The following is a 20,518-nucleotide window of genomic DNA, read 5'->3' as shown; positions in this document are numbered from 1 at the left end:
CACTTTTGTGATTAGTCCTTTTTGCCTATCCGCCCTCGCCCGGGATTCCCAACGTTCATATGGCATTTAGTTTCCAGGATATGATCGAGGAGGCGCGCCTGTCGGCTCGGGCGCTGATCGACTACGGCGAGCATTTCTTCAATCCGACGGTACGATTGGGGGTTACCGGCCTGTCCCGGGCCGGCAAGACGGTGTTCATTACCGCGCTGATCCACGGCCTCACCCGTGGCGGCCGGTTTCCGGTGTTCGAGGCCTATTCATCCGGGCGGATCGCGCGGGCGCATCTGGCGCCGCAGCCGGACGACGCGGTGCCGCGCTTTGCCTATGAGAGCCATCTGCGCGCGCTGATCGAGGAGCGGCGCTGGCCGAACTCGACTGTCGACATCAGCGAGCTCAGGCTCGTCATCGACTACCAGCGCCAGAACGGCGCCGACCGCACGCTGACGCTCGACATCGTCGACTATCCCGGCGAGTGGCTGCTCGACCTGCCGCTGCTTCAGAAGAGTTTTGAGCAATGGTCGGCCGAAAGTCTCGCCTTGTCACGCGAGGCGCCGCGCGTCCATCTTGCCGCGGATTGGCACGCGCATCTCGCAACGCTCAAGCCCGAGGCGCGCGAGGACGAGCAGGCGACGCTGACGGCCGCAAAGCTCTTCAGGGGCTATTTGCAAGGCTGCCGCGACGAGCGGTTTGCGATGAGCCTGCTGCCGCCCGGCCGCTTCCTGATGCCGGGCAATCTCGCCGACACACCGGCGCTGACCTTTGCGCCGCTCGACGTACCCGCGGGTGGCCAGGCGCCGGAGGGATCGCTGTGGGCGATGATGGTGCGCCGCTATGAGGCCTACAAGGACGTCGTGGTGCGGCCGTTCTTCCGCGATCATTTTGCTCGGCTCGATCGCCAGATCGTACTGGCCGACGCGCTCGCCGCGTTCAACGCCGGCCCCGAAGCGCTGCACGATCTCGAAGCCGCACTCGCGGGCATTCTCGACTGCTTCAACATCGGCCGCAGCACATTCCTCTCCGGCCTGTTCCGGCCGCGGATCGACCGCGTGCTGTTCGCGGCGACCAAGGCGGATCATCTGCATCATTCCAGCCATGACCGGCTCGAGGCCGTGCTGCGCCGCGCGGTCACCCGCGCCGTTGCGCGCGCGGAAAATACCGGTGCGGCGATCGACGTCGTCGCGCTCGCCGCCGTCCGCGCCACGCGCGAGGCGCAGGTCGCGCATGGCCGTGACAAATTGCCGTCGATCTTGGGAACGCCCGCCGCGGGAGAAAGCGCCGGCGGCGAATTCTTCGACGGCAGCACCGAGGTGGCAACCTTTCCGGGCGACCTGCCCTTGGATCCCGAGCCGTTGTTCAACGGCACCGACGCATTCCGCGGCCTCTCGACCGAGGCCGCCGGGAAGAGCGATTTTCGCTTCCTGCGCTTCCGTCCGCCGAAGCTCGAACGTGAGGGGGCCGACCACCCGGCGCTGCCTCACATCCGCCTCGACCGTGCCTTGCAGTTCCTGATCGGAGACAAATTGTCATGAACGACCGATCGAAGCCACGGCGACCGGCGACGTTCCGGCTCGACGACCCCGGCGTCGTCGTCACCGAGGCCGACGAGACGACCCGGCTCGGCCGTACCACCATCCAGATCACGCCGGAGCCCGATCCGGCGAATTTGCCGGTGCCAATCGCAGCGACGCTTCCGGCGCGGCGCGGCTTTCCCTGGGGCCCAATGTTCTGGTCCGGCGTTGCCGGGCTGACGCTGCTCGGGGTCGGACTCGGCGTCGTCCGTCTGATCGAGGATCTGTTTGCGCGCAGCGACAGCCTCGGCTTCGTCGGAGTGGCCCTTGCCTTCATCACCGCGCTTGCGCTCGCGGTGGTGACCGGACGCGAGGCTTTCGGGCTGGCGCGGCTAGCAACCATCGAAAAGCTGCATCAGCGCGCAGCCGCTGTTCTTGCCAGCGACGATCGCAAGGAGAGCCGCATCATCGTGCAGGATCTGCTCAAGATAGCGCATCAGAACCCGCAGCTCGCGCGCGCCCGTGCCGCCCTGGAGAGCCACGCCGGCGAGATCATCGACGGCGCCGACATGATCCGGCTCGCCGAGCGCGAATTGATGTCGCCGCTGGACATCGAGGCGCGGCGGCTGGTGTCGTCAGCCGCGCAAAAAGTCTCAATCGTCACGGCGGTGAGCCCGCGAGCGGCGATCGACGTGATGTTTGTGTTCATCGTGTCGCTGCGCCTGATCCGCCAGCTCGCTTTCCTCTATGGCGGCCGGCCTGGCGCGCTGGGCATGATCCGCCTGCTCCGCCATGTCATCGCCCATCTCGCCATCACCGGCGGCATGGCGGCGAGCGACAGCCTGGTGCAGCAGATGCTCGGCCACGGCATTGCGGCGAAGCTGTCGCAGCGGCTGGGCGAAGGCATGCTGAATGGATTACTGACGGCGCGGCTCGGCCTCGCCGCAATCGACGTCACACGGCCGTTGCCGTTCGCCGCACTGCCGCCGCCGAAGCTGTCGGACCTCGCGACGGATCTGCTGCGGAAGAAGGACGAGGAAGAGTAGAACGCCATCTTGCGCGGCGGACTCGTTTTCCCCTCTCCCCTTGCGGGAGAGGGTGGCTCGCCGCAGAGCGGCGAGACGGGTGAGGGGTTCTCTCCGCGCGCGCCTCTCGCAGTCGTCTTAGCGGATAGAGACCCCTCATCCGGCGCTTCGCGCCACCTTCTCCCGCAAGGGGAGAAGGAAGAAGGCCGCCTTGCTAGGCGAGCGTACGCCGCTCAAACTCGCCCGCCAGCACGCGCCACCGGAACAGCGGCGAGTCTTTCGGCGGCGACAGCTCTGGGGTCCAGCCGGTGAGCTTTTCCAGCGTGTACGTGTCCATCACGAGACCGCGCCAGCGGCGCTCGACCTGACCGAGCGGCTCGCGCTTGGCGGGGATGTTCTCCCACAGTGATGAGCGATTGTCCGGCTCGCGCCCGACATAGATGCCGACGTGGCCCTTGATCCGGTCCATGCCCGGATCGCGAAAGTCCTGGAAGCGGCCGCGCTCGTTGATCTCGATCACCGGCACCCGGCCCCTGAACAGCCAGCGCATCATGGCATAGGTGCGGTAGTCCGTGGTGGCGATCCAGGTCGCGCCAGTCTCGTCCAATGCGGCCTGTGCGCGCGCGGCGACCTGCTCGTAACCGGACTCGGCACCGATCGGATCGATCTTGCCAAGTAAATTCCAGGGCGCGGCGACGTAGTAGAGGAACACGATGACGACAAAGGCGGTGCCGGAGACCACCGCCGTGTTGACCCAGAACAGCGACGATCTGATCATCCGCGCCGACCATTTTTCACGCGACAGCATGGTGAGGTTGACAGCGGCGGCGGCGAAACCGACCGGCCACATGAACATCGGCCAGGTGTCGCCGACGCGGAGGGTCAGCGATTTCGCCAGGAAATAGAGAAACGGCACCAGGACCGCGGTCGACAGCAAAATCGCGACCGGCTCGCGCGTGCTATAGCCGCGCCACGCCGTCAGCACCACCCCCGTCAGTACCACCGGCAGCATGACGAAGCCGACCAGTCCGAATTGCAGGCCGATGTAGTCGCCGAATGTGCGGAGCGAGATGCCGTAGCTGGTGGTGGCGCGCACACCCTGGAAGCGAATCGCGGCCCAGTCGTGCTGCACGTTCCAGATCAGGACCGGCGAGAACACGGCGATTGCGATCAGGACCGCGAGATAAGGATAGGGGCTGCGCAACCAGCGCCAGCGCCAATCCGGCACCAGCAGAAAGGCGGCAACCGCCGGTGCGAACATGATCACGGTAAATTTCGACAGCATCGCGAGCCCGGCGAACAGGCCGGCCGCGAGCCACCAGCGGCCGTCGCCGCCCTGCGCGAGCCGCACCAGGCACCACATCATTGCCACCGCAAACGGGATCATGGCGACATCGGGCGCGACCTTGGCCATCAGCAGTCCGTAATAGAGCGCGGCCTCCGGCATCAGCACCGCGAGCACGACGGCGCGCACATCATGAGTGAGGCGGCGGACGATGTCCGCGAGCAGGAGCTGCGTCACCAGCATCGCGACGATGCCGCCGAAGCGCACACCGAGTGTGGTGTCGCCGAAGATCGCAGTACCGAACCGGATCAGCCAGGCGATGCCGGGGGGATGATCCAGGAAGCTGAGCGCCGTCTCCTGCGACCAGGTCCAGTAATAGGCCTCGTCCGTGCGCAGCTCGATGACCGAGGCGTAGACGATGCGCAGCAGCGTCATCGCGGCGATGATCGCCGCGGCCATGACGAGCGGCCGGCGCGCCGCGCCGGCGGGGAGCATCGTGATGTCGGGAGCTGTCCTCACGGCGGCGCTTTTCGCCAACCTGGGAGGGGGAGTCAATGTTGGGTACCGTCGTCCCGGATCCGCGTGCGCCCCCGGGGGTGCTTGTCCAGGACGACACGGAGATTGCGGCCGCTTGCCGCGCATGTGATCGGGCGCGCTATCCACCCCCGGAATTAAACGCGACGCTGGCTGTTCTCCTTCATGAACTGATACAACAGAATCATGGCCGCAACCGCATCCACACGATTTTCCGATCTTTCCCGCGCCATCAGCGTACGCCAGGTGCGGCTGGTTTGCGGTGTCATCCTGTTCGCCTATGTGGTCAGCCATTTCCTCAACCATGCGCTCGGCAACATCTCGGTCGATGCCATGGAGATCGGGGTCTACTACCACATGCTGTTCTGGCAGTTCCTGCCGGTTGCGATCGTGTTCTACACGGCGGCGCTCACGCATATGGGGCTCGGCATCTACGCGTTGTATCAGCGCCGGCAGTTCCGTTGGCGGACGGTCGAGCCGCTGCAGCTCGTGCTGGGCTTGAGCATCCCCGCGCTGGTCATGGCGCATGTGATCGGGGTGCGGCTCGGTCAGACGCTTTACGGACACCAAAAACTCTATCCGCAGGAACTCTATCTGTTCTTCGTCGCGTCGAACCGTATCTGGACCATGACGATCCTGCTTCTCATCGCCTGGGTGCACGGCTGCATCGGCATCTATTTCTGGCTTCGCCTCAAACCGTTCTTCACGCGCGCGGCGCCCTATCTGCTCGCGGCTGCCGTGCTGATCCCGACGCTGTCGCTGCTGGGTGTCTACCAGGGTGGCCGCAGCGTCGAGGTCGAGGCCGACGACGGGGAATGGCGGACGCACAATCTCACGCGCCGCCAGCTGGGCACCACGGCAGAGGCCGCGATGCTCGACCGCATCACCGGCGGCCTCACCGCCGGCTATCTCGGACTGCTCGCTTTGGCGCTGCTGGCGCGTGGCGCGCGCGCCCTGTGCGAGCGGCGCGGCGGCATGATCGCGCTGTCCTACGGCAACGGCAAGACGGTGCGCGTCCCCAAGGGCCTCTCCGTGCTGGAAGCGAGCCTGCGCCACAATGTGCCGCATGCCAGCGTCTGCGGCGGCCGCGCCCGCTGCTCGACCTGCCGCATCCGCATCATCGGCGATCATGGCGCCCTGCCCGAGCCGTCGCAGCGCGAGGCGTTCGTGCTCACCCGTGTCGGCACCAGTGACCCCTCGATCAGGCTGGCCTGCCAGCTGCGGCCGACGTCGGATCTCTCCTTCTTCCAGCTCTTCACCGCGCATACGCTTTCGGCGAACACACAGGCCTCGACGCCTGCCAGAATCGGCCAGGAGCGCTATCTCGTCAGCCTGTTCGTGGATATGCGCGGCTCGACGCAGCTGGCCGAGAAGCGGCTGCCGTTCGACACCGTGTTCATCGTCAACCGCTTCCTCGGCGCCGTCTCGCAGGCTGTGATCGAGAATGGCGGCCAGCCGAACCAATTTGTCGGCGACGGCATGCTGGCGCTGTTCGGACTGAGCGCCGATCCGCAAACCGCCTGCCGGCAGGCGCTGAAGGCCGCCGCCGGCATCGCCAGGCATATCGATGAGCTCAACGAGCTCCTGTCCCACGATCTACGCCAGCCGATCCGCTTCGGCATCGGCATCCATGGCGGCGAGGTCATCATCGGTGACATCGGGTATCGCGATCACATCGTCTTCACGGCGCTGGGCGATGCTGTCAACGTCGCGGCCCGCCTCCAGGACATGACCAAGACGCTGGCCTGCGAAGCGATCGTCTCGGAGGAAGTCCGCCGGACCGCCGGCCTTGCCGACGATGCGCTGCCGCAGCAGGAGGTCGCGATCCGCGGCCGCGACGAACCGATGGCCGTGCGTGTGGTTGCGGACGCGAGGGAGCTGTCGGCGCTCGTCGATCCCGGCGAACGCGTCGCGGCGTAACACCGGCTTGCTGCAACGCAGCGGCATGGGCCTGCTGCGAAAGCACGAATTGACTTCATCTGAGTCGTTGCGACAGATGAGTGAGAGATCGCGGTGATGACCGTGATCCAACGAAAAGCTCCGGGAGGAGACCACATGTTCGATCGACGCGACCTGCTCAAAGGAGCGGGTCTTGCCGCTGTTGCGACTGCACTGAACCCGACCAAAGCGCTGGCACTCGACACCGTCACCCTGCCCTTCGCCAATGGCGAACGACCTTTGGTGAAATATCCGCAGAAGCGGCCGATGATCGGCCTGACCAGCCGCCCGCCGCAGCTCGAGACGCCGTTCGCGGTGTTCAACGACGGCCCGATCACGCCGAATAACGCGTTCTTCGTGCGCTATCACCTTTCCGACCTGCCCTACAGTCTCGACCCCGACAAGTTCACGCTCGAGGTCAAGGGCAAGGTCGACAAGCCGCTCAAGCTGTCGCTGAAGGATATAAGGAAGATGAAGGCGACCGAGATCGTCGCCGTCAACCAGTGCTCCGGCAACAGCCGCGGCTTCCTGGATCCGCGCGTGGCCGGCGGTCAGCTCGCCAACGGCGCGATGGGCAATGCGCGCTGGCGCGGCGTGCCGCTGAAGACCGTGCTGGCGATGGCGGGCGTGCAGAGCGGCGCCAAGCAGGTCACCTTCAACGGCATGGACGGTCCGGTCAGCGACAAGACGCCCGACTTCGTCAAGGCCCTCGATATCGATCACGCCAGCGACGGCGAAGTGATGCTGGCCTATGGCATGAACGGCGAGGACCTGCCGTTCCTCAACGGCTTTCCGCTGCGCCTGATCGTGCCCGGCTATTTCGGCACCTATTGGGTCAAGCACCTCAACGAGATCACCGTCGTCGACAATGTCTATGACGGGTTCTGGATGAAGTCGGCCTATCGCATTCCGGACACGCCGAACAATGCGGTCGAGCCGGGCACCGCGCCGAAGGCGACGATCCCGATCAACCGCTTCACCATCCGTTCCTTCATCACCAGCGTCCCCGACGGAGCCAAGCTGAAAGCAGGCGGCACGACGCTGCGCGGCATCGCCTTCGACGGCGGCAAGGGTATCAAGGAGGTCGCGGTCTCCACCGACGGCGGCAAGACCTGGACCAACGCCAGGCTCGGCAAGGATCTTGGCAAATACTCATTCCGTGAATGGACGCTGCCGGTGAAGCTCGCGGCGGGCTCCCACGAGCTCAAGGTGCGCGCCACCGGCAATGGCGGCGAAACCCAGCCGGATACGCCGCGCTGGAATCCGGCGGGTTACTTGCGCAACGTCGTCGAAACCGTCCGCGTCACCGTGGCTTGAGGGGAATGATCATGCAGCGCACCGTTTTCCTCGCCATCACGCTCGCCCTCGCCGCCGTGGTGGGTTCGGCACTTGCAGCACCGGTCAATTACAAGACCCCCGATGAGGTCGCGGCGTTCAAGCCCGGGCCCAATCTCGAAGTCGTGCAGGGCAATTGCAGCGCCTGCCACTCCGCCGACTACATCAACACGCAGCCGCCGATGAAGGACAAGAAAGGTTTCTGGCAGGCCGAGGTGACCAAGATGATCAAGGTCTATGGCGCCCCCATCGACGATGCCGATGTCAGCAAGATCGTCGATTATCTGGCCGCGACTTATTGACGGATGGCGCGGCGCGCCGACCAAGTGACCGCGGAAAGGGCAAATCCGGCAAAAACGCCGCGAAGTTGAGCGGAATTCGCCGAAATGCCGATGTGGTTTGAGCTACCAAGCCAGCCACATTCCGCGTATCGTATTAGGACCGAACCGGCCGGTTGGCGGGGACTGGCGGTTCGAGATCTCGGAGGAAGACCCGCGGAGAAGTCGTGATGGCTAAAGGTACGGTCAAGTGGTTCAACCCGACGAAGGGTTATGGATTTATCCAGCCTGCGTCGGGCGGCAAGGATGTGTTCGTGCATATCTCGGCAGTGCAGAAAGCCGGTCTGTCGTCCCTGAACGAAGGACAGACGGTGGAATATGAAGAGATCGCAAACCGAGGCAAAAGCTCCGCAGAGAACCTCAAAGTATAAGCCCGCCGGCTTTTGCTAACTCCCGGATCGATCCGGGAGCCGGGCCAAGAAATTTTAGAAACGGTCAGTGCACTCGACGACAGGCGTTGCGATTGCACAGGGAGAACTATTTGCCCGCGAAGACCGCCCATTGGACGCCACAGCAATGACAATCGCGACGGCACTTCGTTAGTCCACCGGCAATGGTGCGTCGCGCTTGATCTCCTCCATCACCGCATAGGTTCGCGTTTCGCGCACGCCGGGCATCGACAACAAGGTCTCGCCGAGGAAGCGCCGATACGCAGCCATGTCTGCCAGCCGCGCCTTCACAAGATAGTCGAAGCCGCCGGCGACCATGTGACACTCCAGCACCTCGGGCGCCAGCTTCACCGCGCAGGCAAAACGCTCGAAATTGTCGGGCGTAGTCTTGTCGAGCAGCACTTCGACAAACACCAGGAGGCCGAGGCCGAGCCGGTGCGGGTTGAGCCGCGCGCCATAGCCCTCGATAAAGCCCTCTCGCTGCAAACGCTTCAGCCGTTCGCCGATCGAGGTCGGCGACAGCCCAATGCGCTCCGCGAGCTCGACATTGGCGATTCGCCCGTCCTGCTGCAAAATCGAGAGGATCTTCCGGTCGGTTCGATCTAATTCCATATTCCGTAAGGTCAAATGACTGGGCGACTTCATTTTCTAAGCCGAATGAGCTAAATTGTCTATCGAGCTAAGGTAGCGTGGGCATTATCCTGAATTGAAGCCACAGGACACGCCATGCCGAACATTCCGCCTCCCTTCTCCGCCGCCTACGCGCCCGATGACGCCGATATCGCCGCGCGCCTTTTGCCGTCTGTGCATCTCGGCCCGCCGCAGGAGGCGCGGATCGATCGCACCGCGACGCGGCTGATCGAAGCCATCCGCAAGCGCGACGACCGGCTTGGTGGAGTCGAGGATATGCTGCGGGAATTTGCGCTCTCGACCAAGGAAGGGCTGGCCTTGATGGTGCTGGCCGAGGCCCTGTTGCGCGTGCCGGACGCGCGCACCGCCGACCAGTTCATCGAGGACAAGCTCGGCGAGGGCGACTTCATCCACCACGAGACCAAGTCCACCGCCTTCCTGGTCAACGCCTCGGCCTGGGCATTGGGCCTCTCGGCGCGGGTGATCCGGCCCGGCGAGACGCCCGACGGCACCATCGGCCGGCTGGTGAAGCGGCTGGGCGCACCCGCCGTGCGCACCGCCACGCGCCAGGCGATGCGGCTGATGGGCAATCATTTCGTGCTGGGGGAGACCATCGCGCAGGCCCTGGAGCGGGCCCGGCCGCGCTCCGGCGAGAGGGCGCGCTATTCCTTCGACATGCTCGGCGAAGGCGCCCGCACCGCCACCGATGCCAGGCGCTATTTCGACGCCTATGCCAGTGCCATCGAGACGATCGGCAAGGCGGCGGGTCACCATCCCCTGCCCGACCGGCCCGGCATCTCCGTCAAGCTCTCGGCGCTGCATCCGCGCTTCGAGGCAATCAGCCGCGACGGTGTGATGGCCGAGCTGGTGCCGCAACTGCTGGACCTGGCGCAGCGCGCCAAGGTCCATGATCTCAACTTCACCGTCGACGCCGAGGAAGCCGACCGGCTGGAATTGTCCCTCGACGTGATTGCGGCAACGCTCGCCGATCCCTCGCTTGCCGGTTGGGACGGATTTGGCCTCGCGATCCAGGCCTATCAGAAGCGCGCCGGCGACGTGATCGACTATGTCGATGCGCTCGCCCGGGCGCACGACCGCAAGCTGATGGTGCGGCTGGTCAAGGGCGCCTATTGGGACACCGAGATCAAGCGCGCGCAGGAGCGCGGGCTCGACGGCTATCCCGTGTTCACCCGCAAGGCGATGACGGATCTGAACTACGTCGCCTGCGCTCAAAAGCTGTTGAGTCTGCGGCCACGCATCTTCCCGCAATTCGCCACCCATAACGCGCTGAGCGTCGCGACCGTGCTGGAGCTTGCCGGTGCGAACGGCGGCTTCGAATTCCAGCGCCTGCACGGCATGGGCGAGGCGCTCTACGAGCAGCTCGCCAAGGATCACCCGGACATCGCCTACCGCACCTACGCCCCGGTCGGCAGCCATCGCGACCTGCTCGCCTATCTGGTGCGGCGACTGTTGGAGAACGGTGCCAACTCCTCCTTCGTGGCGCAAGCGTCCGATTATCGCGTGCCGGTTACGGCGCTGTTGCAGCGCCCGGCGGATGCCATCGTCCGGCCGCAGCACGCGGCCCATCCCAAGATTCCGTTGCCGGGCGACCTGTTCGCGCCGGAGCGGCGCAATTCGCGCGGCGTCGAATTCGGCGCGCGCGCCGCGCTCGACCGGTTGCTGACGGAGGTCAAGGCCGAGACGATCGACCTCAAGCCGATCGCGGACGCAACGCCGGATCAGGCCAATGCGGCAATGGCTGCGGCGCGCGCCGGCTTTGCCGCCTGGAGCCGGACACCCGCAGCCACGCGCGCGGCGGCGCTGGAGCAGGCCGCGCATCTTCTGGAGAACCGCGCGCCCCATTTCATAGCGCTGCTGCAACGCGAGGGCGGCAAGACGCTCGACGATGCGCTGTCGGAGCTGCGCGAGGCCACCGACTTCTGCCGCTATTATGCCGCGCAGGGTCGCAAGCTGTTCGGCAACGATGTGGCGATGCCGGGCCCGACCGGCGAGAGCAATGCGCTGGCCATGCGCGGCCGCGGCGTCTTCGTGGCGATCTCGCCATGGAATTTTCCGCTGGCGATCTTCCTCGGCCAGGTCACGGCGGCGCTGATGGCCGGCAACAGCGTGGTGGCCAAGCCCGCAGAGCAGACCCCGCGCATCGCGGTCGAGGCGGTGCGGCTGCTGCACGAGGCCGGCATCCCCGCAAGCGCGCTGCACCTCGTCACTGGCGACGGCCGCATCGGCGCCGCACTGGCCGCGCACCCCGATATCGGTGGAATCGTCTTCACCGGATCGACCGAGGTCGCGCGCAGCATCAACCGGGCGCTGGCAGCCAGGGACGGGCCGATCGTGCCGCTGATCGCGGAGACCGGCGGCATCAACACCATGATCGCGGATGCGACCGCGTTGCCAGAGCAGGTCGCGGACGACGTCGTCACCTCGGCGTTTCGTTCCGCCGGCCAGCGCTGCTCGGCGCTGCGGCTGCTGTTCGTGCAGGAGGACGTAGCCGACCGCATGATCGAGATGATCGCGGGCGCGGCGCGCGAGTTGAAGATCGGCGATCCAAGCGACGTCGCGACCCATATCGGGCCGGTGATCGATGTCGAGGCCAAGCAGCGCCTCGATGCGCATATCGCACGGATGAGGAGAGAGGCACGGCTGCACTTTGCCGGCACCGCGCCGGAGGGCTGCTTCGTGGCGCCGCACATCTTCGAGCTTGGGGATGCCGGCCAGCTCACCGAGGAGGTGTTCGGCCCGATCCTCCACGTCGTGCGCTATCGTGCGGAAAATCTCGAACGCGTCCTGCAAGCGATCGAGCGCACCGGCTACGGGCTGACGCTCGGCATCCACTCCCGCATTGACGATACGATCGAGGCGATCGTCGACCGCGTCCAGATCGGCAACATCTACGTCAACCGCAACATGATCGGTGCCGTGGTTGGCGTGCAGCCGTTCGGCGGCAACGGCCTGTCCGGAACCGGCCCGAAAGCCGGCGGCCCGCACTACCTCGCGGGCTTTGCGACCGAGCAGACCGTGACGATCAACACCGCAGCAGCCGGCGGCAATGCTGCCCTGCTCGCAGGGGATGAGTGAGGCGCGGCGAGGAGCGTTGCATCCCGCCGAAACATCGGTCTAATGCTGCCGTGACGTGGCCCTCGCCAATTCCAGCGCGCGGGATACAACACGAGTGAGGGAGCAACGCCGCAATGGAAAAGGGCATTTTTGCAGGGCTCAAGGTGCTGGATTGCGCGAGTTTCATCGCAGCACCAGCGGCCGCGACCGTGCTGTCGGATTTCGGCGCCGATGTCGTCAAGATCGAGCCGCCCGGCGCCGGCGATCCCTACCGCAATCTGCCCAACATTCCGGGCTATCCGACCAGCGAGCACAATTTCGCCTGGCTGCTGGAGGCCCGCAACAAGAAGAGCATCGCGCTCGACCTCGCAAAGCCGGAAGCGCAGGCCGTGCTCTACAAGCTGGTCGAAGAGGCCGACGTCTTCATCACCAACATGCCGCCGCCGGTGCGCACCAAGCTCGGCATCACCTATGACCATCTCGCCCATCTCAATGATCGCCTGATCTACGCCTCGTTCACCGGTTATGGCGAGAAAGGCGAAGAGGCCAACAAGCCCGGCTTCGACAGCAACGCCTATTGGGCGCGCTCCGGCCTGATGGACCTCGTCCGCGCCGACACCGACACGACGCCAGCCCGCTCGGTCGCCGGCATGGGCGACCATCCCTGCGCCATGGCATTCTACGGCGCGATCGTCACCGCGCTGTACCAGCGCGAGAAGACCGGCAAGGGCTCGCACGTCGCCTCCAATCTGATGGCGAACGGCGTGTGGGCTGCGAGCGTGCTGGCGCAGGCAAAGCTCTGCGGCGCCAAGTTCGCCGAGCGGCGGCCGCGCGAACGCGCGTTGAACGCGGTCGCCAACCACTACCAGTGCAAGGACGGCCGCTGGCTGATCCTGTCACTGCTGAGCGAAGAGAAACAGTTTCCGACGCTGGCCAGGTGTCTCGGCCGCGAAGATCTCATCACCGACCCGCGCTTTGCCACCAAACCCGACCGCCACGCGCGCTCCGTCGAGCTGATCAAGATCTTTGACGAGACCTTCGCGACCAGGGATCTCGCCGAATGGCGCAAGATCCTCGACGGCAACGGACTGGTGTTTGGCATTGTCGGCATTTTGGACGACATCCCGAACGACAAGCAGATGCTCGATAACGAGGTGCTAGTGCCGTTCGAGAACGACACCATGCTCACCATCTCCAGCCCGATCTGGATCGACGGCGCCAAGAAAGTGCAGCCGCGCAAGCCGCCCGACGTCGGCGAGCACAGTGACGAAATTTTGCGCGGCGCGGGATACGATGACGCCGCGATCAAGCAGCTGCGGTCCCAGGGGGCTGTGGGGTAAGGAGCCGACAGCGGTCATACATCCACGCTGTCGTCCCGGCGAAGGCCGGGACCCATATCCCAGAGAGGAAGTTGTCGAACGAAGCTGATAACTCCAAATCTTCGCCAAACTGCGTTCGGTGGTTATGGGTCCCGGCCTTCGCCGGGACGACGACGTAGATCGCTTCAACAATCACAGTCATCGCGAGGTCCCATGCCCAGCTACCGCCTGCACTACTTCCCCGAATCCGGCAACAGCTACAAGCTGGCGCTGATGCTGACGCTTTGCGGCGAGAGGTTCGAGCCGGTCTGGACCGATTTTGGCGGCGGCGTCACGCGCACGCCGGAATGGCGCAAGAGCGTGAACGAGATGGGTGAGATTCCCGTGCTCGAAGTCGACGGTGTGAAGATGACGCAGACCGCGCCTCTCCTGCTCAAGCTTGCCGAGCAGCACGGGCGTTTCGGCGCCGAGACCGAGGAGGAAAAGTTCGAGCTGCTGCGCTGGCTGTTCTGGGACAACCACAAGCTCACCGGCTACATGGCGACCTACCGCTTCATGCGCGCCTTCACACAAAACAACGATCCGCAGGTGCTAAAACATTTTCGCCGGCGCCTCGAGGATTTTCTCGGCATTCTCGACGGTCATCTCCAGCACAACGAATTCGCGATCGGAACCACGCCGACCGTCGCCGATATCTCGATGATGGCCTATCTGCACTATCCGAGCGACGAGCACGGCTTTGATTTCGAGGAAAGCTATCCCGCCATTCACGCCTGGCTTGGCCGCATGGCCGCGCTGCCCGGCTGGAGGCCGGCCTACGAGCTGCTGCCCGGCAAGCGGATGACGAATTACGCGAAGTGAGGGCGCCGACTACTTCAGCGCCAGCCAGCCGAGCGTGAACAGGATTCCGCCGATGATGACGACGACCGCGACCGCCCAGGTGCTGACGCGGATGCTGCCGGTAACCTGCTTGGCCTCTTCATTCTGCGCGATCTCGCGATTGCGCTCCTTGTTGGCTTCGCTGGAGTCCGTCATGGGTCATCCAAACCGGTTCGAGACAGCCTAACGCGTCTTGATGAAGCACATGCCGATGCGGCGCGAAGCCGCGGCAGCCTGACAGGTCAATCCTTTAGCACAGCTCCATGACGTAAAACTCCTGTCGGTCGATCGCGATCCCGCATTTTCCAGGGAACAATGCGCGCCCCAGCCGTCCTGATATTCGGTCCCCGCCAGCTCAGTGCTGCCGCGGGTCTGCGGCCGGCTGGCAAATCCACGTGAGAAATCAGGACGTTTGCCTGCGGTCATCGCGGTCAGGATGTCACGGCGGCGGACCTGGTCGCCAAGAAAATGCGGCGAGGCCGGCACGATGGTCGAGTTGGACGGCTTGTCCGCAAGCCAATCGACGCCCGGGAAGTGAAAGCCGCCGATGCCGCGGGTCTGGTGGCAGCCGGCGCAGGTGACGTCATTGAGGCGGCGCTGGAAGCCCGCGACCGAGCGGACGTTCTGCATGTCCCCGCGCGCGGCAGCTTGCTTCAACGCACCAACCACGTCGTTGTCGGAGAAGACCGGCTCGCCCTGTCCCTCTCCGTTGCCCTCCCCTTGCACCATCCCGAACTCCGGCTGCAACGGAGAAGCATCGAGGCCGGCTGGCGTCGGCACGATTGCAGCCTTGGCCAGGAATTTCTCGGGGATCAGCACCGTACCGCGATCGAAGTCGCGAAGATGATCGGGCGCGAGCAGCCAATCCCTGAAGTCGCGCCGGAGATCATTGTCAGCGAGAATGCGGTCGCGGTCGATCTGGTTCTCCAGCGTCGATTCCTCGAACGTCTTCGAGGCGGCGTCGTACTTGAACACCTTGAGCAGATAGTCGGAGCGGAAATCGTGCAGCGCCGATTTCGCCGCAACTGAGATCTGAATGTTGGTCTCGATGCGATCGAGCATCGCATCGTAAGGGAAGAAGTCGCTGCCGATCAGCCCCTGCCAGTCGCCATTGCCGAGCCAGCGTCGCGCGACCTCGGCGCAGGTGATCGGCTTGCCGTTCCCGTCCATCTGGCGCACGTCGCGCGCCTTCATCACCAGATTGAGCGTCATCGGCAGCCGCGTGGCTGTCCTGCCGCCATCCGGTTTGGTCTCGAAACGCACAAGACGATAGATCAGCCTGATCTCGCCGCAGGAGTCTTCCGAGACATAGGCCCGGTCCATGCGGTTGACGATGCCGGCCAGCACGAAACGGGTGTCGCGGGATTTCAGATTGGCGCGATCGAACAATTGTACGTCGAAGCCCTCGCCGACGCCGATGGTCTCGGTCGGATATGCCGCCTTCTGCTGGGCGACGTAGCGATCGATCTCCGCCTCGATCGCGGGAGGAATCTCCTTGAGCTGCGACAACCACGAAAACATCAGATCGGTCGTCAGCGGAAAGTTCGCGTTCCGCTCCGGCCACAACAGGCGCGAGATCGTGAGCGCATCGTGCTGGTCGAGCTCGCGCAGGAGATCGGGATCGGTGATCGCCGTGCCGCGTGCCAGTTGCGCGTTCTCCGCGGCCAACAACGACACGATGCCGCCGAAAAATACGGCGGCGGCAACGAGAATTCGCAAGGCGCGGCTCATGCCTCAGGTAACACCGCGCAGGGACGGCTATTCAAGCAAAAAGGCGCTTCACATCGTGGTGAAGCGCCTTTTCGGAAATCGGATATGGGCCGCTCAGCGCGCGACGATCAGCCCCTTGCTGGTGACGACCACCCAGCGGCCGTCCTGACGGCGGATCGCATCGACACGGCCAACCCCTGGGATGGGGTCACCGGCATACACCTCGTAGAGGCCACCGCGGCCCTCGACCAGTGCGCCGCCGTTGGAGACGTCGCGCAGCACCCAGCCTTCGACCGTCGGCAACCGGCCGACCTCGGTCTTGGGTGCGACGGGAGCCGGCGCAGCTGCGGCGGTTGCAACCTGGGTCGGTGCGATCGAACCAGTGGTCTCCTTGGCGGGCACGGCGGCTGCGGCCTGGACGGGCGCCGCGGGCGGGGTGGCGCGGAGCTTGTCGACCGTCTCGGACAGCTTTGCGATCTTGGCCATTGGCTCGGCCTGCGCCTTCTCGAGCTTGTCGAGGCGGTCGTTGGTCCGGTTGAACTGGCCGAGGCCGGTCTTGGAGGTATGCTCGACGTTGGCTTTGAGCGCGACGACATCGGCATCAATCCGGGCGACCGAGGATTCCAGCGCGCTGGTGTCGGCAACCTGTGCCGGCGCGGAGCTTGCGAAGTGCATCATCCCTGCGGTCGCGAGCGCGCCGCTGATGGCGCCGACACTGGCTGCAATCGCCACTACCGCGGCCATCGCCGACAGGCGGCGCGCGCCGCCGCTCTCGCGCGGCTCGTCCGCCTTCACATGCGGCGCAAACTCCTCACGGTCCCAGGACCGCTCTGCGGGTGCCATGACGATGAGCTTGCCGGGCTTTGGCTCGGACTTGGTCTCGGCTTTGGGCTCAACCTGGGCCTCGAACTTCGGCACCTCGATCCGCGGCGGCTCAATCTCGATCGGATCAGGCTTGGGCGGCGCCTCGTGGTCAGGGGCAATCGAAGGGGCCTCGATTCCCGCAGACTCGACGGCCTGCGGCGCGGTCGCGGCGGCTTCGACGACGCTCGTCTGCTCACCGGTCGTTTGGGCAGCCTGCTCAGCCATTGGTTCGCTCACAGCTCAAATACTCCACTCTGGATTGACCTTTTGGTAACTTTCATTGCTTGCGAAATCCTTACTTCGGGACCCGCTTACCGAAATTTTAGGGAGTCATCCGGGGCCGAATTGGGCCGGGAACGTGGAACCGGTGTGGCGGGTATGAAGCAATTTGTAACCGGGCGAAGATGAACGGCCGCGCAACGGACAGGGTCTGCCGCCCCCACGTGGTCAACGACGGGCGTGGATGACGCCCGCTCTGTCCACATCACTGTCCGTCACATCAGCACCGGTGCATCCGGCAGCTCGTTGGGGTGCGGGCCGCTTGACGGAAAGTGCTTTGTCAGCTCCCGGGACACCGCCTCGATGCCGCCGATCACGCCGCGCTCGAACTGCCCCGACCTGAACTCGACTTCCATGGCGCGGCAGATGCTCTCCCAACGCTCGCCACCAACCTTCGCATCGATACCGCGGTCGGCGATGATCTCGACATCGCGGTCGGCGAGCAGGAGATAGATCAGGACACCATTGTTGTGCGCGGTGTCCCAGATGCGCAGTTGCGAGAACACGTCGAGCGCGCGCTCGCGCGCCGGCTGGTTGCGAAACAGCGGGCCGCCGTCGAGCGCGCCTTCCACCACGAAGCGGAGCTGGCCGGAATGGCTGGCTTCGCCGCGCTTGATCGCCTGCTCGATGCGGTCGAGCACGCCCTTCGGGAACACCTGCTTGGCACGCCAATGGTGCTGGAGCAGATGCCGGGTGATGCGCCTGATGCTCATGACCTACCAGCTCCCCGAGGCGCCGCCGCCGCCAAAACTGCCGCCACCACCGCTGAAGCCGCCGCTCGACGACGACCCGCTGCTCCAGCCGCCGGATGACGAGCCGCTCGACCACGAGCCACGACGCGAGGACCCCGTGCCCGATCCCGCCCCAAACAGATCGGCGATAAACGTCAGGACAGCGCCGAGCACACCGACGCCCAGTCCGATGACCGCTGAGCCGATCACGAACCAGGCGAGGACACCAACGATCGCTCCCGTTATTCCCGAACCGAACAGCCGCCCGAACATGGAGCGCAGGATGCCTCCGATGACCAGCGGGCCGAACAGCAGGAAGTAGAAAAGCGGCTCGACGTCGTTCCAATCGCCGAAATTCACGCTGCGCGAGGGCGTCGGCAGCGGCTCGCCGTCGATGACGCGGATCATGCGGTCGACGCCCGCCGTGATGCCGCCGGCGAAATCGCCGCTCCTGAATTTCGGCGTGATGGCTTCATCGATGATGCGCCGCGACGTGACGTCGGTGAGCGCGCCCTCGAGGCCGTAACCGACCTCGATGCGCAAATGCCGGTCGTTCTTGGCCACAACGAGGATGGCGCCGTCGTCGACCTTCTTGCGTCCGATCTTCCAGGCCTCCGCGACGCGGATCGCGAATTGCTCGATGGTCTCCGGGTCCGTCGTCGGCACGATCAGGACGGCGATCTGGCTGCCCTTGCGCATCTCGAAGTCCTGCAGCTTTTGCGACAGCGCGGCGATGTCGCCGCTGGAGAGCGTGCCGGTCTGATCGACCACGCGGCCGGTCAGTTGCGGCACGGCGACATCGGCTGAGGCGGGGAGCGCAAAGGTGAACAGGAGCGCGAAGACGAGGACGAATGCTGAGAAGCCCAAAACGGCACGCCACAACATCGTTGTCATCGCCCGCGAAGGCGGGCGATCCAGTATTCCAGAGGCAGCAGTGATTGAACCGTGAAGCCGCGGCGTACTGGATTCCCCGCTTTCGCGGGGAATGACGGTGGTGGGTGGGGCATGCATCGGGGTCGAAGGCACTTACTTCGACGGCGCGGGCGCCGGATTGAAATCGACCTTCGGCGCGGTCGAGATTTCCTTCTCGTTCCCGACCGTGAAGTTCGGCTTTTCCTTGTAGCCGAACATCATCGCCGTGACGTTGCTCGGGAACGAACGGATGGTGACGTTATAGTCCTGCACCGCCTTGATGTAGCGGTTGCGCGCCACCGTGATGCGGTTCTCGGTGCCTTCGAGCTGCGACATCAAATCCTTGAACAGCGCATCCGACTTGAGCTGGGGGTAGTTCTCGGTGACCACGAGCAGCCGCGACAGCGCGCCGGAGAGTTCGCCCTGGGCGGCCTGGAATTTCTGGAATGCGGCGGGATCGTTCAGCACCTCGGGCGTCGCCTGGATGCTGCCGACCTTGGCGCGGGCATTGGTGACGCCGAGCAGCACGTCCTTCTCCTGCTGCGCAAAACCCTTCACCGAGTTGACGAGGTTGGGCACGAGATCGGCGCGACGCTGATACTGGTTCACGACCTCGGACCAATTGGCCTTGATCTGCTCGTCCTCGCTCTGGATCGCGTTATAGCCGCAATTGGTGAGGCTCAACGAGGCCAGCGCCGCCAGCACGGTCAGGATCTTGCGCATCAAATTTCTCCCGGTGGAATCGGGCGCAAGCTACCAGATTGCGCGCGCGAGATGCCAGACATCTTGCGTCCCGGCCGTGGCCTGTGAAAAGCAGCCGATGTACGCAAGCCTCTTGCTTAATCCTGGCTGTAATAGTCAACTTGAGGGAACAATAATGCCAGGTCGGGAACGCCAGGGGAACGCGATGAGCTCGTTCGAGACCATCCTCGTGGAGAGGCCGGAGCCGGCGATTGCCCGGGTCGTGATGAACCGGCCCGACGCGCGCAACGCGCAGAACCTGCAAATGACCTACGATCTCAACGCCGCCTTCGACGAGGCGGTGCAGGACGACGCGGTCAAGGTGATCATTCTCGCCGGCAATGGTCCGCACTTCTCCTCAGGCCATGACCTGCGACCCGGCAGCAAGAATGAAGCGGGCGTGGATTTTCCGCCGATCGGAAATTGGGGCGGCTTCGCCGAAGCAAACGCCCATGGCCGCTTCGCGCGCGAGCAGGAGATCTATCTCCAGATCACCCGGCGCTGGCGCAACCTCGCCAAGCCGACAATTGCAGAGGTTCACGGCAAGTGCATCGCCGGCGGCCTGATGCTGGCCTGGGCCTGCGATCTCATCATCGCGAGTGACGATGCGCAGTTCTGCGATCCCGTGGTCACCATGGGTGTCTGCGGCGTCGAATGGTTCGTGCATCCCTGGGAGCTCGGCCCGCGCAAGGCCAAGGAATTTCTGTTCACGGCCGACGCATGGAGCGCGCAGGAGGCGCATCAACTCGGGATGGTCAACCGGGTCGTGCCGCGCGCAGAGCTGTCATCCGCCGTGCTGGCGCTGGCGCGCAAAATCGCGTCAAAACCGTCCTTTGCGCTGAAGCTGACCAAGGAAGCCGTGAATCGTTCGGTTGACGTGATGGGCCAACCGGCTGCAATCGACCAGGCCTTTGCGCTGCATCAGCTCTGTCACGCGCATAATCTTCAGGAATTCGGCATGATCGTCGATCCATCGGGCCTACACCCCTCCGTCCGCAAGCCGCCGGCCGCCGCGGAGTAGACAGG

18 protein-coding genes are annotated in these 20,518 nt (G+C 64.8%); 10 read left to right on the top strand and 8 right to left on the bottom strand.

Going from position 1 to position 20,518, the window contains the following annotated elements:
* The first annotated feature begins 59 nt into the window (after positions 1 to 59).
* Positions 60 to 1,529 carry a YcjX family protein gene (locus RX329_RS07070; RefSeq protein WP_026232571.1) on the top strand — a complete coding sequence of 490 codons (1,470 nt, stop codon included), beginning with the start codon at positions 60 to 62 and terminating at the stop codon, positions 1,527 to 1,529.
* On the top strand, positions 1,526 to 2,554 hold the full coding sequence (locus tag RX329_RS07065; protein ID WP_018453678.1) for a YcjF family protein: 1,029 nt from the start codon (positions 1,526 to 1,528) through the stop codon (positions 2,552 to 2,554). Before RX329_RS07070 ends, RX329_RS07065 begins: the two co-directional genes overlap by 4 nt.
* 193 nt (positions 2,555 to 2,747) lie before the next feature.
* Here RX329_RS07065 and RX329_RS07060 read toward each other — a convergent pair whose 3' ends face one another.
* Positions 2,748 to 4,313, bottom strand: coding sequence for a glycosyltransferase family 39 protein (locus RX329_RS07060; protein WP_018453677.1), 1,566 nt, complete (start codon positions 4,311 to 4,313; stop codon positions 2,748 to 2,750).
* 225 nt (positions 4,314 to 4,538) lie between these two features.
* On the opposite strand from RX329_RS07060, the gene RX329_RS07055 reads away from it, so the two are divergent.
* The 4 genes from RX329_RS07055 (at position 4,539) to RX329_RS07040 (ending at position 8,334) form a co-directional block, all read left to right on the top strand.
* The gene (locus RX329_RS07055) at positions 4,539 to 6,272 is read left to right on the top strand and encodes an adenylate/guanylate cyclase domain-containing protein (RefSeq protein WP_018453676.1); all 1,734 of its coding nucleotides are present in this window, start codon (positions 4,539 to 4,541) and stop codon (positions 6,270 to 6,272) included.
* 135 nt (positions 6,273 to 6,407) lie between these two features.
* Positions 6,408 to 7,607, top strand: a complete 1,200-nt coding sequence (locus RX329_RS07050; protein WP_085360471.1) for a molybdopterin-dependent oxidoreductase — start codon at positions 6,408 to 6,410, stop codon at positions 7,605 to 7,607.
* An 11-nt stretch (positions 7,608 to 7,618) separates the two neighbouring features.
* Positions 7,619 to 7,927, top strand: a complete 309-nt coding sequence (locus RX329_RS07045; RefSeq protein ID WP_085384418.1) for a sulfite:cytochrome C oxidoreductase subunit B — start codon at positions 7,619 to 7,621, stop codon at positions 7,925 to 7,927.
* 206 nt (positions 7,928 to 8,133) lie between these two features.
* Positions 8,134 to 8,334, top strand: coding sequence for a cold-shock protein (locus RX329_RS07040; RefSeq protein WP_007596519.1), 201 nt, complete (start codon positions 8,134 to 8,136; stop codon positions 8,332 to 8,334).
* Between the two features lie 168 nt (positions 8,335 to 8,502).
* Here RX329_RS07040 and RX329_RS07035 read toward each other — a convergent pair whose 3' ends face one another.
* Positions 8,503 to 8,964: an Lrp/AsnC ligand binding domain-containing protein gene (locus RX329_RS07035; protein WP_085360473.1), complete on the bottom strand. Its 462-nt coding sequence runs from the start codon at positions 8,962 to 8,964 to the stop codon at positions 8,503 to 8,505.
* A 114-nt stretch (positions 8,965 to 9,078) separates the two neighbouring features.
* Here RX329_RS07035 and putA point away from each other — a divergent pair, with 114 nt between their 5' ends.
* The 3 genes from putA to RX329_RS07020 all read left to right on the top strand — a co-directional run bounded on the left by putA (position 9,079) and on the right by RX329_RS07020 (position 14,237).
* A complete protein-coding gene (gene putA / locus RX329_RS07030) occupies positions 9,079 to 12,078 on the top strand; it encodes a bifunctional proline dehydrogenase/L-glutamate gamma-semialdehyde dehydrogenase PutA (RefSeq protein ID WP_317245558.1) in 3,000 nt (999 codons plus the stop codon).
* Positions 12,079 to 12,191: 113 nt separating this feature from the next.
* On the top strand, positions 12,192 to 13,397 hold the full coding sequence (locus RX329_RS07025; protein ID WP_085360477.1) for a CaiB/BaiF CoA transferase family protein: 1,206 nt from the start codon (positions 12,192 to 12,194) through the stop codon (positions 13,395 to 13,397).
* 192 nt (positions 13,398 to 13,589) lie between these two features.
* The gene (locus RX329_RS07020; protein WP_085360479.1) at positions 13,590 to 14,237 is read left to right on the top strand and encodes a glutathione S-transferase family protein; all 648 of its coding nucleotides are present in this window, start codon (positions 13,590 to 13,592) and stop codon (positions 14,235 to 14,237) included.
* Between the two features lie 9 nt (positions 14,238 to 14,246).
* Here RX329_RS07020 and RX329_RS07015 read toward each other — a convergent pair whose 3' ends face one another.
* From RX329_RS07015 to RX329_RS06990, 6 genes are all read right to left on the bottom strand, one after another.
* Positions 14,247 to 14,411 (bottom strand): hypothetical protein, encoded by a 165-nt coding sequence (locus RX329_RS07015; RefSeq protein ID WP_007596528.1) that lies wholly within the window; start codon positions 14,409 to 14,411, stop codon positions 14,247 to 14,249.
* 27 nt (positions 14,412 to 14,438) lie between these two features.
* A complete protein-coding gene (locus RX329_RS07010) occupies positions 14,439 to 15,986 on the bottom strand; it encodes a hypothetical protein (protein WP_085360481.1) in 1,548 nt (515 codons plus the stop codon).
* Between the two features lie 93 nt (positions 15,987 to 16,079).
* A complete protein-coding gene (locus RX329_RS07005; RefSeq protein ID WP_018453668.1) occupies positions 16,080 to 17,054 on the bottom strand; it encodes a hypothetical protein in 975 nt (324 codons plus the stop codon).
* A gap of 269 nt (positions 17,055 to 17,323) precedes the next feature.
* A complete protein-coding gene (locus RX329_RS07000; protein WP_085349574.1) occupies positions 17,324 to 17,821 on the bottom strand; it encodes a TPM domain-containing protein in 498 nt (165 codons plus the stop codon).
* A gap of 3 nt (positions 17,822 to 17,824) precedes the next feature.
* Positions 17,825 to 18,733, bottom strand: coding sequence for a TPM domain-containing protein (locus RX329_RS06995; protein WP_085349575.1), 909 nt, complete (start codon positions 18,731 to 18,733; stop codon positions 17,825 to 17,827).
* Positions 18,734 to 18,865: 132 nt separating this feature from the next.
* Complete coding sequence (locus tag RX329_RS06990; protein WP_007596535.1) at positions 18,866 to 19,474, bottom strand: LemA family protein; 609 nt, start codon at positions 19,472 to 19,474, stop codon at positions 18,866 to 18,868.
* A 184-nt stretch (positions 19,475 to 19,658) separates the two neighbouring features.
* Between RX329_RS06990 and RX329_RS06985 the strand changes: the two genes are divergently transcribed.
* Positions 19,659 to 20,513: an enoyl-CoA hydratase gene (locus RX329_RS06985; protein WP_018453664.1), complete on the top strand. Its 855-nt coding sequence runs from the start codon at positions 19,659 to 19,661 to the stop codon at positions 20,511 to 20,513.
* The last annotated feature ends 5 nt before the right edge of the window (positions 20,514 to 20,518 follow it).

This window comes from Bradyrhizobium sp. BWC-3-1 (genome assembly GCF_032917965.1).
GTDB lineage: Bacteria > Pseudomonadota > Alphaproteobacteria > Rhizobiales > Xanthobacteraceae > Bradyrhizobium > Bradyrhizobium canariense_D.
This window is presented reverse-complemented; position numbering and strand designations above follow the sequence as displayed.